Consider the following 19,164-nt stretch of genomic DNA (forward strand, 5'->3'; position numbering starts at 1 on the left):
CAGGCTCCAAATAAGAGAAACCCGTTGCAGCAATGCAGCGGGTTTTTTGTTGTCTGAAATAAAATGAATTAGTTCGCGAGTTAGCGAGCGTAAAGCGTAGGGCTTAACGTGTTGCGCGCTGTCAAAGTTATTGTAGGAGGAGGTTTCAGCCCCGATTTAAAGCTGATAAAACTCGCAAACTCGCACTCTCTATAAGAAAACGCAAACTCGCGCCTTTTATCAGGAATAGGCAAACTCAAAACTCGCGCTCCTTACAAGTCAATGCAAACCCGCGCTCCTTACAATTGAATACAAACTCGTACTCTCTATAAGAAAACGTAAACACGTAAACTATTTTTCTACCTTTGTTTTTCTTAAATATTATCTTGTTGCAATTTCATTCTTGGTTTAATAAGTAAGCTGTGTAAAACTAGTTGAGTTAATTTAGTAAATCAGGTGACATGAATGTCGGATATAAAAGCTTGGAAACTTATAAGCCTGTTTTGTTTGATAAGCTTGCTTATGGGCTGCCAATCGAAAGAAGAGCAGTTACAACAAACAATTCAACAATCTATAACTAAAGCTGAGATTGAACTCGAGGGGCTTGGTAAAGCCTTGGATAATGGTTCAATTCGCAATGCTGTGTTATTAAAAGAATATGCTCGAATACTAAGTGATGAGAAACCTCAGCTATCACAGGTTGCATCAGTTATTGCTCAAGATGCAACACGTAGTGGTCCGTTGTATTCTGGCTTACAGCAGCGCTTGACTGATGTTAAAGCGACTCACTTAATACCACCTTACGAAGAAACATTACTAAACCTTGATCTGTTAAGAGATGCAGCAAAGCCAGCTTTGTTTTCTGATGCCTTAACTGACCCAATTAATATGCTAGCAGATATGTCTGATGGCTCATTAGCTCGTGTCGGTGCTATCAGCCAGCAAGCTGAAGGGCCTGGTGAGGGCAATCAGTTAGTTGGCAATCCAAATTACGGTAATTGGCAAACTAATAGTAATGGTATTAGTTTTTGGCAATGGTATGGCATGTATCGTATTTTGGGGGATGTGTTCGATCGCGTGGAGTATGGCAGCTGGAGTAAGCGCCGAAAATATAGTTATTATAATGACTATGGCCGAGCACGATATACCAGCCCAAAACAAATGAAGGCTCAAACCGCGGTTGAAACAAGAACTCGTCAGTCTTATCAGCGCCAAGGTAAACAGTTTACTAGTCCTTATGCAAAAAAGAAAACAGGTGCTTCGGGGCTTAGCCGTAGCAGTTATACACCACCAAAAAGCAGAAGTAGTTACTCTAAAACTAGTAGCTACAGCAAAAGCTCAGGCTCGGTAAGAAACAGCAATAGTCGAACTTCTCGTGGTGTAAGTCGCGGTAAATAAACTGCCTCGTAAAGAATTAGGTTGGAGTTAAAATAATATGTACGAATTTAATGGAATAACTATGTGGTCACTGCAAGCGTTGGCAATTGATTTTGCGATTATAATTGCCTTATTTGTCAGCCTTAAATTTATTAAAGGCTGGGTATCTAATCTTCATGCTAATGATGAAATAACAGAACGCGATAACTTTGCTTTTGGTATTAGCTTTGCGGCAGGTCTGGTTGCGCTGGCTATTGTACTTACTGGTGTAAGTAGCGGTGCATTTGCAGCAACATTACAACAAGAAGCGCTGCAAATGCTAGCCTACGGCGTGTTGGCAATTGTGCTTATTAAATTAGGACACTTCTTTCAAGATAAAGTCGCATTACGCAAAGTGAGCCTGCATGACGAAATCGTTAAAGGTAATGCCACTGCTGCAATTATCGACTTTGGTCATGTTGTCAGTGTTGCTATCGTAATTCGTTCAGCGCTATTTTGGGTTGCAACAGAGGGGTGGCATGGCATACCAATTGTTATCGCAGCATTCATTATTGGCAGTCTAGCTTTATTACTTGTTAGTCAATATCGTGTGCAGTTATTTAAACGTACTAATCGCAGTGGTGACTGCTTACAGCAAGCTATCATTGATGGCAATTTAGCTGTAGGTATTCGTTACGCGGGCTTTTTAATCGGCAGCGCCCTGGCTATTACAGCTGCCTCAGGTATCGCGCCTTACGTTGCTGATAGTATTAATGCTAGTTTAGTGTATTGGGCTATGACGGCCGTTATTTGCATAATTGCATTTATCTTATTACACCTAATAACGATAAAAATAATCCTAACGGGTTGTGATATTTCTGATGAAGTGAACCGCCAAAAGAATGTTGGTGTAGCAACAATTTCGGCTGCAATATCATTTGCGGTAGGTATTACGATGGCTACGTTGTTAGGCGCATAAGATTTGTCACACACAACAACGACCCCAAGTAAGTACGCCTTACTTGGGCATGATTTTTTATTAATAACTGTTATGGCCGTACTCGCTGGGTGCGGCCTTATTTATGAATATCTCCTATCACATTATGCTGGGCGGGTCTTAGGCTCAGTAGAAAGCGCTATTTACGCCATGATTGGTACTATGATAGTGGCAATGGGCATGGGGGCATTTTTAGCGCGCTGGTTTAAAGATGCTTTCACTGCGTTTGCTTGGCTTGAAAGTATTATTGCCTTAGTAGGTATGGGGTGTATTTTAGCTATAGCTAGTGTGATTGCGGTTAGTTATTCATTACCACATATTTTTTCTGAAATCTTTAACTTACCCCCAGATACAATTTTAAATGGGTTTGTGTTTCAAAAACTTCAGGAATGGTCGCGTTTTCTACCTTATGTGTTTGGTTTATTACTGGGTCTACTTATCGGTATGGAAATACCGCTTATAGCTCGGATCAGGCAGCATGTATACGGTCGCTTTTTAGAAAATAACGCTGGCACCATTTACGGTGCCGATTATATTGGTGCAGGAATTGGAGCTGCTATTTGGGTGAGTATTATGCTCGCTATGCCAATTATGCAAGCGGCAGCATGGACCGCTCTTTTCAATATCATTGCTGGTTTAGCGTTTTTGTGGCGCTATCACAGCTATGTACGTTTTGCTAAGCTACTTTTGGTATGCCATATTGCTTTACTGGTTTTATTTGGTTTTATCCTGGTGCTTGGTAGTAGCTGGATGAAAGATTTAAGTAATGTACTTTATAAAGATAAAGTAATCTATTCTGAAGCAACTAAATACCAGCATTTGGTTTTAACTGAGCGATTAAGCCGTAATCAACCAGATCCAATAACTGACTTATATTTGAATGGTCGTTTACAGTTCTCTAGTGTCGATGAGCAAATTTATCACTCAATGTTAGTTTACCCACCATTATTAGCATCAAACCGACACGATAAAGTATTGATCATTGGTGGTGGTGATGGTTTAGCGATGCGTGATGTTTTAAAGTGGCCAGTGCAGGAGGTGACGCTAATTGATCTTGATGGTCAACTACTTAGTTTATTTGGTCACCAAGATAATGAGTTTAATGCACCTGCAGATATAGTAAGCCGATTAACGAAATTAAACGCTAACGCAATGAATGACCCGAGAGCGAATGTTATTATTGGCGATGCATTTATTGAAGTTGAGCGATTACTCGATCAAGGCAAGCGTTTTGATACCATTATTATCGACTTACCAGATCCAAATCATCCCGACTTAAACAAAATGTATAGTGATTATTTTTATAATCACATTCGCCAACTACTGGCTGCTGATGGTGCCATGGCAGTGCAATCAACATCACCTTATCACGCTAAGAAGGCCTTTTTAAGTATTGGTAAAACGGTTAAAGCAGCAGGCTTTAAACATGTTGAGCAGTACCAGCAAAACATCCCTTCATTTGGTCAATGGGGCTGGACTATTGCTACAACCAGTGGAAAGTCAGCCAGTGCTCGAATCGCAGAATTAACTAGTTTACCTGTTGATTCCCGGTGGATAAGCCAAAAATATTTATTGGCTGCATTTGTGTTCCCGAATCATTATTTCGAACTAATAAAAGATATTGAAGTCAATAGATTAGGTTCAGGTACACTCTATGATTATTATCGCAGTGCATGGCAAGTGGAAAGTGAGTTGTATAAAAATTGACAAATAGGGTTGACATAATATGTCGCCCGTGCGAATCTTAACTCAGACATAATATGTCAGAAGACAAAAGGCAGAGACATGGAATTAAACGAACTTTCAATAAAACTAGCATCTTTTGAAACGGAAGGCGCTAATTTTGAATCTTTCTTGATCGCCAACCAAGACGAGCAAGATGTGTTACAAGTCATTGTTGATGGAAATGATGAACTTCCTATTTTTGTTACGCAAACACAAGAGCAATTATTATGTATTAGCTACTTGTTTGCTGATGACGAAGTAAAACCAGATTTACGTAATGAGCTAAACGAAACGTTATTACGTCTAAATGTGCCAATTCCATTAAGTGCATTTGCGAAAATTGACGACAAATACGCAATTTTTGGCGCACTGTCGGTGAATTCATCGTTTGATGATATTACCCATGAGTTAGTCACATTAGCTGATAACGCTATTGATGCCCTAGAAGCTGTAACTTTGTATTTAAATGATTAATTACTTATTTTTCAATGCAAAATGAGATAACAGCTAGTTATATTAAGTGGAGTTAAGATTATGAGTATATTAAAGAAATTATTTACAGCAGTTCGTGGCGGTGCACGTGAAGCGGGTGAAGCGATTGTTGATGCTAACGGTATCCGTATTTTTGAGCAAGAAATTGCAGATGCGCAAAACGCATTGCAGCGTGCTAAAAAAAGTTTAACCGAAGTTATGGCTAAAGAAATGCAAACTAAACGTGCATTAAGCGCACTGGATGCTTCAATTGCAGAGCATGAAGCCTATGCGGGTCAAGCACTTGAAAAAGGTAACGAAGCATTAGCTTTAGAAATTGCAGAAAAAATTGGCGACTTCGAAAACGAAAAAGCCGAGCATGAGCAAGTGTTAGCTGGCTTTAGTAATCATATTGTGACGTTAAAGCAGCAAGTAAAAGATGCTGAAAAATCGATTAAAGAAAACCAACGTCAGCTTACTATGGTTAAAACCACAGAAAGCGTGCAACAAGCTACTATGGCTGTAAATAGCACATTAAATACTAATAGTTCATCGATGACCAACGCACGTCAATCACTTGAGCGTATTAAAAAGCGCCAACAAGATCGTAGTGACCAACTGGGTGCTGCAAAAGAACTTGAAGCTGAAACGAGTGGTGGTGACTTAAAAGCTAAAATGGCAGAAGCTGGTATTGGTGATAGCAGTCCAAAAAGTGCAGACATTTTAGCGCGTATTAAAGCTAAGCAAAACGGCTAGTCATTTGGCTATCAATTTTAAAAAGGTAACGTAGCGTAGCCACTGCTCGTTACCTTTTTTGCTTAAGAGGCAGTCTATGTTTAATTTTTTTAAATCGAAAAAAGCACCTGAACGTCAATTAACACACCCCAGCGAATTGCAAAAAGGTGACATGTTAAGCGTCATTGATTCGTTCGCTTACCCAAGTTGGCTCAAAGGGCAAACAGTGCGTGTTATTGATGTACAAACATATCAATATCAGCATAGTAGCGATACAGAGTTTGTGTTGGAGACCAGCAGCGGGCAAGTCGTTTTTCTACAAATGGAAATGGAAGATGGCGAACAGTGGGCTAATTTTTCAATAAAAATTCAGCGTGATGATGTTGATGATATTTTTACCCTAGATGAGTTCGCCCGTATTTTTGATGAAGAGGCATTAACCTTTATAGAAGTTAACAATACACCTGAGCGTTTTATGCAGTTTTTAGGTAAAAGTTATCAGCAAAGCGAATCACCTTATGTTTGCTATTTCCATAAGCAAGATTATCGTAAACAACCTTTACCGCGTTACGAGCAAGAAGGCGGCGAGCCTTGTGAAATGATATGCCTAGCCTCTGATGACGAAAGCCACAGTTTGAATATTGAAATTTGGGATGGTGGCGAAACCGAAGTTTCACTTACATTGACTAGACCAATATCCGATATTGTGGATCTATTCCCCGGAGATGCTAAGTGAGCGATACAAAGGCTAAATGGCAACGCCAAGAGCAAGCTGTAAGGGCAACGCAGATGGCCTTTGATTTAAGCAGTGAAGTGCAAAAGTCGATAAAAAAGCAGGCGATTGATCAGGAGTTAACACCTTCAGATATGATTCGCAAAATTTTAGCATTAGATGTTAAGTCAAAAAAGACTCGGCAACGGCTGTCATTTAATCTTAATGATGAAGAAATTGCCTTATTAGCTGAGCGCTTTGGTGTTGCTGCGGATGATAAGCGTGCAGTAAAACAGCAAGTAGCCGAACTACTGATTGCCCATAGCAATAAAAAATAGCCGTACTTTTGCCTTCTCAAAGTTAAGCCCTTACACTGAGGGCTTAACCTATTATAAAAAGAGTTGCCGTGAATATAGTTTTAATCGCTTACCTTATTATTTTTGCTTTGTTTGGCACAGCCGCAAGCTACTTTGTGCGATTTATTTACGCTTATTGGGTAAAAAAACAAATGCCAATGCAGCATATATTTAAAGCGGGTGTGTGCATTATTGGTGTCTTAGTAATATCTGCACTAATCCCACTTATGGTTTAGCTACATTACTTTATCTCAAATGCTTGGCATTTTTTGTTAATACAAAGCGCTTGCACAGGTAAAACCGGTGAACAGTCGCTGGCACCATTTTCTTTATTTTCAAGTATTTCTTGATTTGTTACTTGTTGCGCTAATTGTTCTGCAGACTCTTGTTCTGTATTAAGACTAGAGTACACCAGATACCGGCTAGGGCCACCACATGCTCGTTGCCCTACTTCTAGGACTTTACATTGAAAGCTTGCAGTACAGCTGGTATCTTCAACAAGCTCAGCCAGCGCATTATTTGCTTTTGCTAAACTAGTAGAGCCAGATGAACTGGTATCAAACGTGCTTTCACAGCCGGTTAGAACCAATAGGCTGGCAGCCATTGCCAGCGCTTTAAAATATGAAACACACTTCATACTATTTCCTTTAATAAACACTTGCCGAATTACCTGCAACTTTAACACATTTATTGCTGCTACACTGCGCTGCTGGCGCTGTAAGATGCTGGCAAATACTCATCATTCCGGTTTGAGCATTAAGTTGGCTTTCTAGAGAGGTGATACGTTTTGCTATTTGCTCAACTTTTTCGCTATCGCTGTTTTTAGTTGAGAACACTAAGTAGCTACTTGGGCCTCCACAGGCTCTACTACCAACAGGTAACACTTGGCATTGTGCGCTGGTATCACAGCTTAAATCAGCAGTGAGAGACTTTAATTGAGCGTGGGCAGCTTGAATTGAATCTTTTGATATGGTCTCACTTTGGCTATCAATAGCCACGGCTTGATTATTTTTCGATAAAACAGTGGGGGCAGGTTTTAATTGCTCAGCTTCAGGTGTTGCTGCGTCAGAGCAACCAGCAATAAAAAGCGGTAATAAAACAGCACATAATGAAAAGCGCATAACTAACCTTTATAGTGATTAACAAGTAATCACTATCATACACTTTGCACATGGCACAGCAATAAAAACTATTACATTCAAAAAGGTAAACCCGTTACTTAAATAAAGTAACGGGTTTCATCGGTAGCTTATAAACCGCCTTGGGTAAGCTTGGTAGGGTTCAGTAATTTTTCAAGCTCAGCACGCGATAGTTCGGTTTCTTGCTCTGCTACATCAATAATTGGTTGGCCACTTTGGTAGGCCTGTTTAGCAATTTTAGCTGCTTTTGCATAGCCTATGACTGGGTTTAAAGCAGTAACGAGAATAGGGTTTTTTGCTAATGCCTTATCAATATTTGATTGATTAACCTTAAATGTACGAATGGCCTTATCTGCTAGTGCGCGGCTGCTGTTGGCTAGTAGCTCTATACTTTGCAAAATATTATAAGCAATGACAGGCAACATGACATTCAGTTCAAAGTTACCCGACTGCCCTGCAACAGTGATCGTTGCATCATTACCAATCACTTGTGCGCTTACCATTGCAGCGGCTTCTGGGATCACTGGGTTCACTTTACCCGGCATAATAGATGAGCCAGGTTGTAATGCTTCAAGCTCAATTTCACCTAACCCTGCGAGTGGGCCTGAGTTCATCCAGCGTAGATCATTGGCAATTTTCATTTGTGCTACGGCAAGTACTTTTAATTGCCCAGATAATGAAACAATGGCGTCTTGTGAGCCAATGTTGTAGAAAAAGTTTTTACTTGGTGTAAAGCGTATACCCACATTAGTGGTTAGGTTTTTACAAAACTGTTCGGCGAATTTTGGATCTGCATTTACGCCGGTTCCTACTGCTGTGCCGCCTTGTGCCAAGGCTGATACACCATCTAAACTATGACGAATAGCCGCCATAGCTGTATCCACTTGATGCTGCCATGTATTAAGAGTTTGATTAAAAGTAACCGGCATGGCATCCATTAAATGCGTGCGGCCAGTTTTAACTATTTCACCTACTTCAGCTTTTTTACGCTCCAGCATTTGTGATAACTGATCTAGTGCGGGGAAAAGCTCATATACAACGTTGATAACACTACTAACGGCGATAGTGGTTGGGATCACATCATTTGAGCTTTGCCCCATATTGACATCATCATTAGGATGAACTAAATCGTCGTTATAACGGCTGGCAAGTGTTGCTATTACTTCATTGGCATTCATATTAGTACTTGTGCCAGAGCCGGTTTGAAATACATCAATCGGGAACTGCTCTAAATGCTGGCCATCAATAACTTCTTGGCATGCGCGTTCTATAGCTTGAGCTTTTTTCTTATCTAAGTGGCCTAACTCACAGTTACTTTGTGCTGCAGCTTGTTTAACATAAGCTAAGGCGGTAATAAATTGTTTAGGCATAGCTAAACCACTAATACTAAAGTTATTAACCGCGCGTTGTGTTTGTGCTTGATAAAGGGCATCGGCTGGTACTTGTAGTTCGCCCATGCTGTCGGTTTCAGTTCTATACTCGCTCATAAAAGCTCCTAAAAAGGGTTGAATTCGTGACTGAGAATGCGTGCTTCTCGTTCAAGGATAAGATATTTTTCGTTACCGTTATGGGTTTTATAAAAACGTTTTAACGCCAATAAGGGTTTGTATAGTTGTTCTGAACATTGCTTACGTATTGCGCAATGAATTAAAGAATCGCACATTTTATTAAGAATTTCATGGAAAGTGCGTCTTAAATAGAGCTCTTGCAGCAAGATACTTTGGCTTTTTTCGTAGTAGCGAGCGGCGCTCAGGCCTGCTTCAATATAGTTTGCAACTAAAGCGGGGGCATGTAGGCCTGGGCGTTGGCAAACACACTTCATCTGTTGTTGGTAATAAAGCATTGCTTGGTGTTCGTACATAAAAAAACCGAATAACTTTAACGATAATTATTATCATTACAGTTATTCGGTTTTGGTGCAAGTTTGATTCGGTAAAACCTGCAGAAAATTTAAAAGATTAATTGTAACCAAGAATAAAAATTTGATCTGTTTCATGTTTTTTCAAAGCCTTTGTTTGTTGATTTGATTGTGATAATAAATCAATGACAGTGGCTCTTTCATCGCAGAGCGTTTTCTCTGTTTCAGGCTTTTCGCTTGCTGCTAGCGCGGCATCTAGTGCGCTGTAGGGTGATACATACATGGTCTTCTCCTATTTATGGGTTCAGATAAGTTATTGCATAAGCCATACCAACTTAAGTATAATTTATAACTTTATGATTTTTATGGAATTAAATTTAATGCGGATTTTTTGACACGACAAAGGTCGCTAAATTTGCTTTACTATTGTGCATAAATTCCTGATTGTGGTGCGTAAAAAAGAATGAATAAACCATTTTCTCAAGCTTGTGAAAATAATAAAGGGCCAATATTAGCTGTATTGCAGCAGTACTTTGCTGATACACAGGAGGTCTTAGAAGTTGGCTCAGGCACGGGTCAACATAGTGTACATTTTGCAGCACATTTAACACATTTACAGTGGCATACCAGTGATAGACCAATTAACCATGTAGGTATACAGCAATGGTTGGATGATGCACAACTAAGCAATTTGCATTCACCTTTAACGTTAGATCTAAATCACGATTGGCCAGTAGAAACTGTTGAAGCTATTTATACTGCCAATACTTTACATATTGTAAGCTGGCAATTAGTTGAGCGTTTTTTTGCCGGTGTAAAACAGCATTTAGCACCAGCGGGTATAGTATGTATTTATGGCCCATTTAAATACCAAGGGCAATTTACCAGCGAAAGTAATCAGCGCTTTGATGAATTTTTAAAGCAGCAGGATAGCCAAAGTGGTATCCGCGATATTGAATTGATAACGCAACTAGCGCAGCGCGCTGGCTTTACTCTGCTTAGCGATAACCAAATGCCTGCAAACAATCAGTTGTTGGTGTTTAAGCGTCACGCTTAAAGGGCAGCAGGGTTTCACAATGTTGCTGATAAACTAAAGTGTGTTGCTGTTCTCGCTTTAGAAAATCAGCAATTGCGAGACTAAAATCGTGATCTACTATGGTGTGAATTGAGTGAGTAAACACGGGCTCAAAACCACGTGCTATTTTATGCTCACCTTGTGCACCAGAATGAAAACAGCTTAGTTTATTGCTAATACAGTACTCAATGCCTTGGTAGTAACACAGCTCAAAATGCAGACAATCTACTTCTTCACTGGCTCCCCAATAACGGCCGTATAACGTATTATCACTTTTAAAGCTCAGTGTTGCTGCGATGACTTGCTCGTCTCTTATGGCATGCATGATGACAAGCTTATCTCGCATTAAGGCATGCAGTAAAATAAAAAACTCATGGTTTAAATAACCCATATGGCCAGAGCGTTTTAAGTAGGTTCGCTGATAGAACTCGCAAAATTGACTAATTACGTCATGGGTAATGTGTTCACCTTGTAACCATTGAATCGAGATGTTTTGAGCCGCTACTCTGTTGCGCTCTTTTTTTACTGCTTTGCGTTTTCTAGCGGTTAAGTTCTGTAAAAAACCAGCAAAATCTTCATAACTCCGGTTAAACCACTGAAACTGCACGCCGATACGGCCCATTGCATTAAGTGCAACAAACTCTTTCGCTTGCTGTTTTGGACAAAAGTTAATATGCCAACCTGACCAATTATGTTGCTGACATTGCTTATTAAGAGTTTCACAGATGTATTCATACACAGCTGTTGCATCAGCATGTTGTACTGCAATACGTTTGCCTTCAACGGGACTGAAAGGTGAGCCACACAGCCATTTTGGGTAATACGCTAAACCATGCTGTTGATAGGCTTCAGCCCAAGCCCAATCAAATACGTATTCACCATATGAGTGGCTTTTTAAATACCCAGGAGCGAGGGCGACGATTTGGTCATTTTGGTAAATAGCTAAGTGCAAAGGCTGCCAACCACTGGCTTTACTGACACATTGGCTTTGTTCTAGTGCAAATAAAAAAGCGTGGTCTGTAAAAGGGCTATCACCGAAAAAAGATTGCCAAAGTGCAGCGTCTAGTTCATTAATATTACTAAACCACTGGTGGCTAAATAACGACATAGTGAGTGCTTCTATTGTTGTTCAATTACGTGTAAAAACTGCTGTATTTGACGGCTTAGCTCGTGAAAATAAGGGTTATATGTTAACCGTTGCAAGGGTTTATATTGTGCTAAATTTGCAGCGGTTCGTTCGCCGACGTTGGGCTGCTTCGTTGTTTTGCATAGGTTATAGAGTTTTTCATCATCTAGGTAGCTACCACAATTACGGTAGCTGCCTGCGAGCCCGTAATGTGGGTTAGTTGGAGCGTTGACTACGGCAATGTGGGAAATACCACGGATATCTTTACAATCATGATGTGAGCATTGTGGGTTATAAATAGTGTAATCGCTGGCAAAGCCTGCAGGTATAGCGTGTTTATCGCCATAGAGTACTAAAGTATCAAACTGAGTACTTGGCCGATCCTCTTTATTGTGCAAGGTGTTGAGAAGAGCCAAGGTGGCTTGAGTATCAATAGTGGAATCGATATCACTTAAAACACTAAATACTGGAATATTCGGCAATTTACGTTTTGCTAGACTTGTTAGTTCAATGGTGCTCATAGCGTCATCTGCTGCGGCAGCTGCATTCCAAGGAAATGATTCATACTTGGCAAAGTCTATGTCAGCATCTTCGTCTACCCAGTCTACAAATGGAATTAAATCAATCCATTTTGCTAACCAGCCATTTTTATTATGGGGCTCACTGGCCGGTGAAAATAGCATTAAAGCTTTTATTTTGTCATCAACGGGCTGAGTCGTTAAATAGTTAACCAATAAGGCGGCTCCAGTTGAGTAACCGCCCAATACTACGCTTTCATAATCCATTATTGTGCGTTTAATTGCGTAGTTAGCTGCTTGTTGCCATTGCTGTGCATTGATGTGCTGTAATGAGTCTGCCGCGGTGCCATGACCCGGTAGTAGTATGGTTCTAACACTATAACCTTGTTGGTAATAAACCTGGGCTAAGTCATGAAAAGTAAATGGTGAATCAGTCAAGCCATGCACCAATAATACGGCTTTGTCGTTATTGGGCTGACGCAGTTCAAAAGGAGCGATAATATCGGCAATGCTTGGAGCTTCTGGCCGTGAGCCTTGTTTAATTAGTTGTTTGTAAGTTGCTGTTAAAACAGGGCAAGGCATATTGCCTCGCGGGTTACTTAGTAAAATATGTTGATAGGCGGCGTCTAAGTATGTGTCAAAATCGGTATTCGATTGATAAGAAACTATTTGTGCTGGTTGTTGTTTTGTAAAACGCAGTAAACCTTGATTCTTACTTTTAATGATAAAATCGAGATCCGTTAACTGACTAAGACAATTTACATTGCCAGCAGCAAGCGCCATGGAGCTTGAAATCATTGCCACAACTAGACTAAGTGAGCGGAAAAAACCTTTAATTTTCATTGTTATCTGCATATTGTATTAAGCACTGTGTTAGCTTATCTAGTTCCAGTGGTTTTGCAAGGTGTTGGCTAAAGCCAATAGCTAATGCATGGGCTTTATCCTGTGGCATAACGTCTGCTGTGAGTGCGATAATTGGTAGCTGATCGATGGCTTTAAATTGGCGAATTAGTGCGGTTGCTTTATAGCCATCCATCACCGGCATCTGGCAGTCCATAAGTACAATATCAAACTCATTTTGTTTTACTTGTTCAACGGCCTGCTCGCCATTTTCAACAACCGTTGGTATCACCCCTAATGAATCTAGCATAGCCTTTATCACTAGTTGATTAACTAAATTATCTTCAGCAACAAGCACTTTTAACTTGCTCATATCAACATGTGTTTTGAGATGGTGTGTTTTTTTTAGTATTGGGCATGTTGCAAGCTCAATACTAAAAGTAAACGTCGAGCCTTCGCCTTCTTTACTGTTAATTTGGATATCACCAGACATTAACAGGCTAAGTTCTTTCGCTATGGTTAAGCCTAGACCTGTGCCACCAAAGCGCCTTGAAGTAGAGTCATCAGCTTGAGTAAAGGCATCAAACAGTTTATCTTGCTCAGAAGCTGCGATACCAATACCTGTGTCTTTTACGCTGATAGCCAAACGCATCTTTTCATCGCTTACTTTTTTATAAGATGCGGTAATGCTCACGTCACCTTGATGCGTAAATTTAATTGCATTACTACATAAATTTAAAAGAATTTGTTCGATTCGCATGGCGTCGCCTTCAAACCATACATCACTTGGTAGTTGATTATCGTAATGCCAATTAATGCCTTTATTTTGGGCCGTTGATTTGAACATGCTATTCACACGTTCCAGCAAGCCATTTAAATCAAAAGGGCGGTGCTCTAACACTAATTTTTGAGATTCAATTTTAGAAATATCTAATACGTCATTTACTAAGTTCAAAAGTGATTTTGAGGCTAAATTTATTTGATTAAGGTAGTGAGTTAGCGTTTCTAGGTTATCTTCTTTTTTAGCTAAGCTCGAAAAGCCAATAACCGCATTTAATGGCGTACGAATTTCATGACTCATGTTTGCTAGAAAACGACTTTTAGCTTGGTTAGCCTCGTCAGATTGCTTTTTTGCCGCTTCAAGTGAGCGAGTACGCTCGGTTACGAGCCTAGATAGTGCGATATGTTGATGATTAAATAATAATAAAACCATGAGAATGAGACTACAAACACCGACCTGCAATACAAGTAAAAATAAGGTGAGTTGGTTGGTGTAATGAGGGATAAATTCATCTTTTATAGTTAAGTCGACTGACCAAGTTTGACCAGAAAAATCAATCTCAATTGTTGAAAATTTTTCGTTAGTAATGGCTGCAGCTTGATGGTTTTTAAAAAAAGCAGGCTTATTTTTATCTTCGTAGATAGAAATATTGAACATGTCTATTTGTTCTTTAGTCATCGCTTTTTCAATAATATTGTGTACTAAAAACACGCCCGTTGCATACCCTTTAATTTCAGCATGTTTATCTATCTCTTTATATACAGGGGCAAAGAGTAAATAGGCAGGTTCTGGTTGTTCAGTTTGCACTAGTTGAATGATTTTGGTACCCACGGGCTGATGTTTTATGCTCGGATCTAATAGTGTTTGGCGTCTATCGGCGCGAGAAAACAGATTAAAGCCAAGAGCAGACTGATTTTGAGTGAATGGGGCTATATATTTTACTACAACTAGTGGGTCGTCCGTGGTTAAAGGCTCACCTTTAACTTCAATATCCATATGATAGATCGTTCGTAACTCATCGGTGAGCGTTGGCAGCTGTTGTTGAGTTATTTTTTCATTCCAAGATAGAGCTTTTATAAAGTCATGCTTGGATAGAAGTTCCGATGCGGAGCTATAAAACTCTTGCAGTGTTAAATTGGGGTTGGATTGCATTTGGCTTGCAAGACTTTGCACGGCAATTTGACTGCGGTTCAAGTAACGAAACAAGCTGTTTTCAATGATTAATGCCTCACGTTTGGCTATTTGCAGTGCATTAGAACTACTTTCTTGATTATATAGTTTAGTTGTTGTAGCGACCGAAACCAATAATACCAAGCAAACAAAAATGGTTGGTAAGGGTGAAACATAATGTTGTTTATTTTTAGGTTGTAATAAGGCTAACAAAAGTGGGGTGGTAATTAGCACTCCTAATACATCACCTAGCCACCAATAAAGCACATTGCGCCAATGGTTATTGGCACTATAAGCCGGATTAAGCTCACTCAGAGCATAAACGCCAATATTGGCTGATATCAGGCTGACAGTAACGCCAACAACTAAAATAAAATAGATAATTGATTTACGGGTTTTGAGGTATAGAGGGTGCCCTAACCAATATTTTAATAAGCCAGCACCAACCATTGCTTGTAAAACAGCCCCAAAACCAATAAATACAGCCTCACTAAGCGTGTTACCTATTAGTACATTGTCACTGATTGAGCTATCACCAATACTTAAGTTGAACGCAAACGAGGCCAGAAAAAGGCCCGGAATAAAGCGCCACCACCATATAAAGCAACCAACAAGAGCAATCCCTGCGGGTAGCCATATAGGGATCACTTGAGACTGAAATGCAAAGCTAGTAAGTAACTTACCGGTAAAAAAATAAGCGGCAGTAAAAATGAGGTAAAAGCAAAGAGAGCTTAATGTGGAGTGAAAAACTTTCACGCTTATCCTTGTCGTTGTTTTTGTATGCTTGAATTAGTATAGCTAAATAGTACAAAAAGTGTGATTTTTATAGTGGTAATTGCTTTTTATTAAATGTTTGTTTTAGCACCACAGTTGACTCAATATTTGCAATGTAATCAATGCTACCGAGTTTATATTTTACAAAGTGTTCATACGCCTCTAAATCAGTAGCAACGACTTTTAGCAAGTAATCATAACTCCCCGAAACAACGGCGCATTCTTGTACATGTTGTAGTTTTTCAACTTGCTCTTCGAAGGCATTAGCAGCAGTGACAGAGTTTTGATTTAACCTAACAAAGGCATAAACCAATACGTTTAAACCAATGCGCTTAGGCTCAATAGTAGCGTGATAGCCGCTGATCACACCGGTACTTTCGAGTTTTTTTATGCGTCGTAAACACGGCGTGTCAGATAAGTTAACTTTATTAGCGAGTTGCGCTATAGAGCTGCGTGCATTTGCTTGCAAATGAGCCAGTAACTCTTGGTCTTTTTTATCAATACTCATAATTTAGTTAATTTTATCGCTTTGTTATCTAATTGTGGTGATTATCACTAATTTTACACTGTAATAGTAGTGGCTTTGCTGATTTCTACTCTATGTTATCTGTTAACATAAATGCAATAACAATCGCTGGAATAAACGAGATGAGTAAAAATACTCAAGCATTTGATGAATGGCTAAGAACACGCTTTGTTGAAATAAACACTAAATTAGAAGAAATATATTGGCAACAAGATGACAAGGCAAATGTTGAACTTGTAGGCGAGCAGTACAAGCATCAATTAGAAAGCGAAGGGAATGCGCATATAAGCAAATTATTAGCTGAGGGTAATACAGATGAGGGCTTTGATAGTGCATTTGATTTGCTCGGTAATGTGGGTTTATTTATGGCTGCTTGTCGGCGCCATGAAATTACAGAGCCTTCGCGGGAGACAACCTCGCCGCTGGTGGAGGCCTCAGCATTGGCAATGCATATAGGGGCTTCTATAGGTGTGACTCCACGTTTTGCCACAGCCCACTTAACCACTCATAATAAAGCGGTGAATGGTTTATATAAGCGCTTTACCGATTTACCGGCTGAAAAGTTGTTTATTGATTACAATACGAAAGGCATTTTAGCGTATAAACGAGCTGCTGATGCGCTATTAAAAATTCAGCCGTTAGGTATTTCACACCCTTTGTGTGGTGACTTACTAAAAGTGGCAAAGCATGCACTACTTGATGTTATAGAGTCTAATAACGCACTTTATACTAAGCTTGATACAGAGCGATTCTTCTTTTGTGTGCGTCCTTATTACAAACCATATAGGGTTGGAAAAGAAGTCTATCGCGGTGCAAATGCGGGGGATTTTGCTGGGATCAATGTTATCGATATGTTGTTGGGGCTGTGCTTTGCTAACGAGCCTAGTTACTCGCAAATGTTGGTGGACAAGTTCTTATACATGATGCCCGAAGACCAGCAAATATTACGCGAGTCCATGCGCATGCCAAGTATAATGGACGACTTTTTAGAATCAGAGGGTGAGCGCGAGAGCGATTGGTTTCAGACTAATGCAAAGCTATTTATTCAGGTGTGTAAATTACATGGCGATACGGCCATTGGCCACCACAACCAATTGGTGAGTAAGTTTATTGCCCAGCCTGCACAGCAAATGCAGCAACAGCATATGCAAAAAGTAACTGCGAGTGGGCCGCCATTACATGTTTTGCTGGATTCACTTGAAAAACTAAGAGATCGTCGCGCAGCAGCTAACCGAGACGATATAAAAACACGCTATGCCGACTTATCGAAGCTTAAGCAATGGGTGCAAAAATAAATGTATAAAGATGACTTTAATTTATCTTCAGGGTGTTATTTATTAAACCATTCTGTTGGGCGGGCATTAAAAAGTAGCCAAAGTGACTTTAATGAGCACTTTTTTTCGCCTTGGCAAGCGACAAATAAAGAGCCTTGGCAACAGTGGCTGAGTGCAATTGACCGTTTTACTCAGGCGTTAAGCGATTTATTTAACAGTAAAAAAGAGTTATTTTGTCCGCAGGTTAATTTGTCTAGTGGCTTAACTAAGTTGTTAATGTCTCACCCGCGATTAACCAAAAGTGGTTGTCGAGTTTTAATGTCGCAAAATGATTTTCCGAGTATGGGATTTGCTATGCAAAGGGCGTTGCCTAGCAATGCGCAAATTGAGTACATACCCAGTGAATTCGATTTAACGGATATTGAGGTATGGCAGCAGTACATTAAACCCGAAATTGATTTGGTGTTTATAAGTCATGCTTACTCGAATACAGGTCAACAAGCTCCAGTCGCTGAAATCGCACAGTTGTGTAAGCGCAACAACTGCTTGAGCTTGGTTGATGTAGCACAATCAGCAGGAGTTTTGCCGTTGGACTTAACAACGGTTGGCGTCGATTTTATGATTGGTTCGAGTGTCAAATGGCTTTGCTCTGGACCAGGGGCTGCCTATCTTTGGGTTAGTGAGTCCCAACTTTCGCTATGTGAGCCTACAGATGTAGGCTGGTTTTCACATCAAAGCCCATTTGAATTTGATATTAATCATTTTGCATACCACACAAGTGCATTACGGTTTTGGGGCGGAACACCTTCTATAGCCCCGTTTGTAATAGCAGGTCACAGTATTACTTATTTTGCCGACTTAGGTGTGGCTAAGGTACGCGAGCATAATCTTAAACTGCTAGCTCAGTTAACGGCCGCGCTTGGCTCATATTTAGTGTCGCCAAGCGGCGCAGAAAAATGTAGCGGGACTGCTATTTTTGACTTTTCGCAGCGTCAACCACAGGTCATGGATGCCTTGGCCGCAGCCAATATCAGTGTTGATGAAAGAGCTTACGGAATTCGAGTCTCTCCCCATATTTATAATGATGAAACAGAGGTTGCACAGTTTATTAAAGTGGTAAAAGCGGTATTATAGGCCGCTTTGTTGGCGTAAGTTAGCTTTTAGCGCCTGTAACTTGGTAATTTGTTGCTGATGATTTGCTATTTGTGGGTCTATATGGCTTGCTAACTGGTTAGTGCGCATGTTGATGGCATCAGCGATAGAGGCCGCTCCCATTCGATTAGCACTATCTTGGGTTATATAGTTAATTTGTTTTTTAGCCTGCGCGAATTCATTTTGTAGCTGCTTAATTGCTTGCTGATGGGTAGCTATTTCGCGATCAATTTTCTGCATGCCAATATAGCTATCCACTGAATCAATGTTATTGGGTTTGGCATCATCACTTTGGCTTTGGGCTATATTAGGTGATTTTATTGTTATTTCCTTGGCATCATCGCCGCATGGAAATTGGCTAAAAATTGCTACGCCATCCTTTTCACACTGGTAAACAGCTGCGATAGATTGGCTTGTTGCTATCGCTATTATTACTAAGGAAAAGTTTAAAAATACTCGCATTATTAACCTTAAAGCATCTGTGTATTGACATTAAAACCTTGTATTGCCAGTTTAGCAAATCTCTATTGATAGTGTGACTCGTTAGCTGGGGGGAGGTTCAATTCATATATACGTTGAAGGCCAACATATAAAAGCACG

The 19,164-nt window shown here is 40.0% G+C and carries 21 protein-coding genes; 11 read left to right on the forward strand and 10 right to left on the reverse strand.

Annotation, left to right across the window (positions count from 1 at the left end; all coding sequences use genetic code 11):
* Nucleotides 1-444: 444 nt before the first annotated feature.
* The 8 genes from NQT69_RS19005 to NQT69_RS19040 all read left to right on the forward strand — a co-directional run bounded on the left by NQT69_RS19005 (nt 445) and on the right by NQT69_RS19040 (nt 6,567).
* Nucleotides 445-1,377 carry a CHAD domain-containing protein gene (locus NQT69_RS19005; protein ID WP_256829233.1) on the forward strand — a complete coding sequence of 311 codons (933 nt, stop codon included), beginning with the start codon at nt 445-447 and terminating at the stop codon, nt 1,375-1,377.
* A gap of 37 nt (nt 1,378-1,414) precedes the next feature.
* Nucleotides 1,415-2,314, forward strand: a complete 900-nt coding sequence (locus NQT69_RS19010; protein ID WP_256829234.1) for a DUF350 domain-containing protein — start codon at nt 1,415-1,417, stop codon at nt 2,312-2,314.
* A 3-nt stretch (nt 2,315-2,317) separates the two neighbouring features.
* The gene (locus NQT69_RS19015; protein WP_256829235.1) at nt 2,318-4,039 is read left to right on the forward strand and encodes a polyamine aminopropyltransferase; all 1,722 of its coding nucleotides are present in this window, start codon (nt 2,318-2,320) and stop codon (nt 4,037-4,039) included.
* Nucleotides 4,040-4,117: 78 nt separating this feature from the next.
* Nucleotides 4,118-4,531, forward strand: a complete 414-nt coding sequence (locus tag NQT69_RS19020) for a YjfI family protein (protein WP_087534556.1) — start codon at nt 4,118-4,120, stop codon at nt 4,529-4,531.
* Nucleotides 4,532-4,591: 60 nt separating this feature from the next.
* Nucleotides 4,592-5,284 carry a PspA/IM30 family protein gene (locus NQT69_RS19025; protein WP_087534555.1) on the forward strand — a complete coding sequence of 231 codons (693 nt, stop codon included), beginning with the start codon at nt 4,592-4,594 and terminating at the stop codon, nt 5,282-5,284.
* Between the two features lie 76 nt (nt 5,285-5,360).
* Entirely contained in the window at nt 5,361-5,999 is a 639-nt protein-coding gene (locus NQT69_RS19030) for a DUF4178 domain-containing protein (protein ID WP_256829236.1), read from the forward strand.
* Nucleotides 5,996-6,313: a hypothetical protein gene (locus NQT69_RS19035; protein ID WP_256829237.1), complete on the forward strand. Its 318-nt coding sequence runs from the start codon at nt 5,996-5,998 to the stop codon at nt 6,311-6,313. The genes NQT69_RS19030 and NQT69_RS19035 overlap by 4 nt, the downstream gene beginning before the upstream one ends.
* Nucleotides 6,314-6,381: 68 nt before the next feature.
* Nucleotides 6,382-6,567, forward strand: a complete 186-nt coding sequence (locus NQT69_RS19040; RefSeq protein ID WP_256829238.1) for a hypothetical protein — start codon at nt 6,382-6,384, stop codon at nt 6,565-6,567.
* 5 nt (nt 6,568-6,572) lie between these two features.
* On the opposite strand, the gene NQT69_RS19045 is transcribed toward NQT69_RS19040, so the two are convergent.
* The 5 genes from NQT69_RS19045 to NQT69_RS19065 all read right to left on the reverse strand — a co-directional run bounded on the left by NQT69_RS19045 (nt 6,573) and on the right by NQT69_RS19065 (nt 9,611).
* Nucleotides 6,573-6,968, reverse strand: a complete 396-nt coding sequence (locus tag NQT69_RS19045) for a hypothetical protein (protein WP_256829239.1) — start codon at nt 6,966-6,968, stop codon at nt 6,573-6,575.
* A gap of 10 nt (nt 6,969-6,978) precedes the next feature.
* Complete coding sequence (locus NQT69_RS19050) at nt 6,979-7,452, reverse strand: hypothetical protein (RefSeq protein ID WP_256829240.1); 474 nt, start codon at nt 7,450-7,452, stop codon at nt 6,979-6,981.
* A gap of 128 nt (nt 7,453-7,580) precedes the next feature.
* The gene (locus NQT69_RS19055) at nt 7,581-8,957 is read right to left on the reverse strand and encodes a class II fumarate hydratase (protein WP_256829241.1); all 1,377 of its coding nucleotides are present in this window, start codon (nt 8,955-8,957) and stop codon (nt 7,581-7,583) included.
* An 8-nt stretch (nt 8,958-8,965) separates the two neighbouring features.
* Nucleotides 8,966-9,331 carry a hypothetical protein gene (locus tag NQT69_RS19060; protein WP_256829242.1) on the reverse strand — a complete coding sequence of 122 codons (366 nt, stop codon included), beginning with the start codon at nt 9,329-9,331 and terminating at the stop codon, nt 8,966-8,968.
* Nucleotides 9,332-9,428: 97 nt separating this feature from the next.
* Nucleotides 9,429-9,611 carry a hypothetical protein gene (locus NQT69_RS19065; protein WP_256829243.1) on the reverse strand — a complete coding sequence of 61 codons (183 nt, stop codon included), beginning with the start codon at nt 9,609-9,611 and terminating at the stop codon, nt 9,429-9,431.
* Nucleotides 9,612-9,791: 180 nt separating this feature from the next.
* On the opposite strand from NQT69_RS19065, the gene NQT69_RS19070 reads away from it, so the two are divergent.
* On the forward strand, nt 9,792-10,385 hold the full coding sequence (locus NQT69_RS19070; RefSeq protein ID WP_256829244.1) for a DUF938 domain-containing protein: 594 nt from the start codon (nt 9,792-9,794) through the stop codon (nt 10,383-10,385).
* Here the strand turns inward: NQT69_RS19070 and NQT69_RS19075 are convergent.
* The 4 genes from NQT69_RS19075 to NQT69_RS19090 form a co-directional block, all read right to left on the reverse strand.
* Nucleotides 10,369-11,511 carry a GNAT family N-acetyltransferase gene (locus tag NQT69_RS19075; RefSeq protein ID WP_256829245.1) on the reverse strand — a complete coding sequence of 381 codons (1,143 nt, stop codon included), beginning with the start codon at nt 11,509-11,511 and terminating at the stop codon, nt 10,369-10,371. The two genes, NQT69_RS19070 and NQT69_RS19075, sit on opposite strands and share 17 nt — an antisense overlap.
* An 11-nt stretch (nt 11,512-11,522) precedes the next feature.
* Nucleotides 11,523-12,890, reverse strand: a complete 1,368-nt coding sequence (locus tag NQT69_RS19080) for an alpha/beta hydrolase (RefSeq protein ID WP_306174108.1) — start codon at nt 12,888-12,890, stop codon at nt 11,523-11,525.
* A complete protein-coding gene (locus NQT69_RS19085; protein ID WP_256829246.1) occupies nt 12,880-15,594 on the reverse strand; it encodes an ATP-binding protein in 2,715 nt (904 codons plus the stop codon). The genes NQT69_RS19080 and NQT69_RS19085 overlap by 11 nt, the downstream gene beginning before the upstream one ends.
* Nucleotides 15,595-15,661: 67 nt before the next feature.
* Nucleotides 15,662-16,120 carry an Lrp/AsnC family transcriptional regulator gene (locus NQT69_RS19090; RefSeq protein WP_256829247.1) on the reverse strand — a complete coding sequence of 153 codons (459 nt, stop codon included), beginning with the start codon at nt 16,118-16,120 and terminating at the stop codon, nt 15,662-15,664.
* 140 nt (nt 16,121-16,260) lie between these two features.
* Here NQT69_RS19090 and NQT69_RS19095 point away from each other — a divergent pair, with 140 nt between their 5' ends.
* Nucleotides 16,261-17,433 carry a PrnB family protein gene (locus NQT69_RS19095; RefSeq protein WP_256829248.1) on the forward strand — a complete coding sequence of 391 codons (1,173 nt, stop codon included), beginning with the start codon at nt 16,261-16,263 and terminating at the stop codon, nt 17,431-17,433.
* Complete coding sequence (locus NQT69_RS19100) at nt 17,434-18,546, forward strand: aminotransferase class V-fold PLP-dependent enzyme (protein WP_256829249.1); 1,113 nt, start codon at nt 17,434-17,436, stop codon at nt 18,544-18,546.
* Here NQT69_RS19100 and NQT69_RS19105 read toward each other — a convergent pair.
* A complete protein-coding gene (locus NQT69_RS19105) occupies nt 18,541-19,026 on the reverse strand; it encodes an RNA-binding protein (RefSeq protein ID WP_256829250.1) in 486 nt (161 codons plus the stop codon). The genes NQT69_RS19100 and NQT69_RS19105 overlap by 6 nt on opposite strands.
* Between the last annotated feature and the right edge of the window lie 138 nt (nt 19,027-19,164).

This window comes from Pseudoalteromonas shioyasakiensis, assembly GCF_024518675.1.
GTDB classification, from domain to species: Bacteria; Pseudomonadota; Gammaproteobacteria; order Enterobacterales; family Alteromonadaceae; genus Pseudoalteromonas; species Pseudoalteromonas shioyasakiensis_B.

What these genes read in the sequence shown, in the direction of transcription:
- NQT69_RS19005 (WP_256829233.1), top strand. Translation starts at nt 445, where the DNA reads ATGTCGGATATAAAAGCTTGGAAACTTATAAGCCTGTTTTGTTTGATA.
- NQT69_RS19010 (WP_256829234.1), top strand. Translation starts at nt 1,415, where the DNA reads ATGTACGAATTTAATGGAATAACTATGTGGTCACTGCAAGCGTTGGCA.
- NQT69_RS19020 (WP_087534556.1), top strand. Translation starts at nt 4,118, where the DNA reads ATGGAATTAAACGAACTTTCAATAAAACTAGCATCTTTTGAAACGGAA.
- NQT69_RS19025 (WP_087534555.1), top strand. Translation starts at nt 4,592, where the DNA reads ATGAGTATATTAAAGAAATTATTTACAGCAGTTCGTGGCGGTGCACGT.
- NQT69_RS19030 (WP_256829236.1), top strand. Translation starts at nt 5,361, where the DNA reads ATGTTTAATTTTTTTAAATCGAAAAAAGCACCTGAACGTCAATTAACA.
- NQT69_RS19045 (WP_256829239.1), bottom strand. Translation starts at nt 6,968, where the DNA reads ATGAAGTGTGTTTCATATTTTAAAGCGCTGGCAATGGCTGCCAGCCTA.
- NQT69_RS19050 (WP_256829240.1), bottom strand. Translation starts at nt 7,452, where the DNA reads ATGCGCTTTTCATTATGTGCTGTTTTATTACCGCTTTTTATTGCTGGT.
- NQT69_RS19055 (WP_256829241.1), bottom strand. Translation starts at nt 8,957, where the DNA reads ATGAGCGAGTATAGAACTGAAACCGACAGCATGGGCGAACTACAAGTA.
- NQT69_RS19060 (WP_256829242.1), bottom strand. Translation starts at nt 9,331, where the DNA reads ATGTACGAACACCAAGCAATGCTTTATTACCAACAACAGATGAAGTGT.
- NQT69_RS19065 (WP_256829243.1), bottom strand. Translation starts at nt 9,611, where the DNA reads ATGTATGTATCACCCTACAGCGCACTAGATGCCGCGCTAGCAGCAAGC.
- NQT69_RS19070 (WP_256829244.1), top strand. Translation starts at nt 9,792, where the DNA reads ATGAATAAACCATTTTCTCAAGCTTGTGAAAATAATAAAGGGCCAATA.
- NQT69_RS19075 (WP_256829245.1), bottom strand. Translation starts at nt 11,511, where the DNA reads ATGTCGTTATTTAGCCACCAGTGGTTTAGTAATATTAATGAACTAGAC.
- NQT69_RS19080 (WP_306174108.1), bottom strand. Translation starts at nt 12,890, where the DNA reads ATGAAAATTAAAGGTTTTTTCCGCTCACTTAGTCTAGTTGTGGCAATG.
- NQT69_RS19090 (WP_256829247.1), bottom strand. Translation starts at nt 16,120, where the DNA reads ATGAGTATTGATAAAAAAGACCAAGAGTTACTGGCTCATTTGCAAGCA.
- NQT69_RS19095 (WP_256829248.1), top strand. Translation starts at nt 16,261, where the DNA reads ATGAGTAAAAATACTCAAGCATTTGATGAATGGCTAAGAACACGCTTT.
- NQT69_RS19100 (WP_256829249.1), top strand. Translation starts at nt 17,434, where the DNA reads ATGTATAAAGATGACTTTAATTTATCTTCAGGGTGTTATTTATTAAAC.
- NQT69_RS19105 (WP_256829250.1), bottom strand. Translation starts at nt 19,026, where the DNA reads ATGCGAGTATTTTTAAACTTTTCCTTAGTAATAATAGCGATAGCAACA.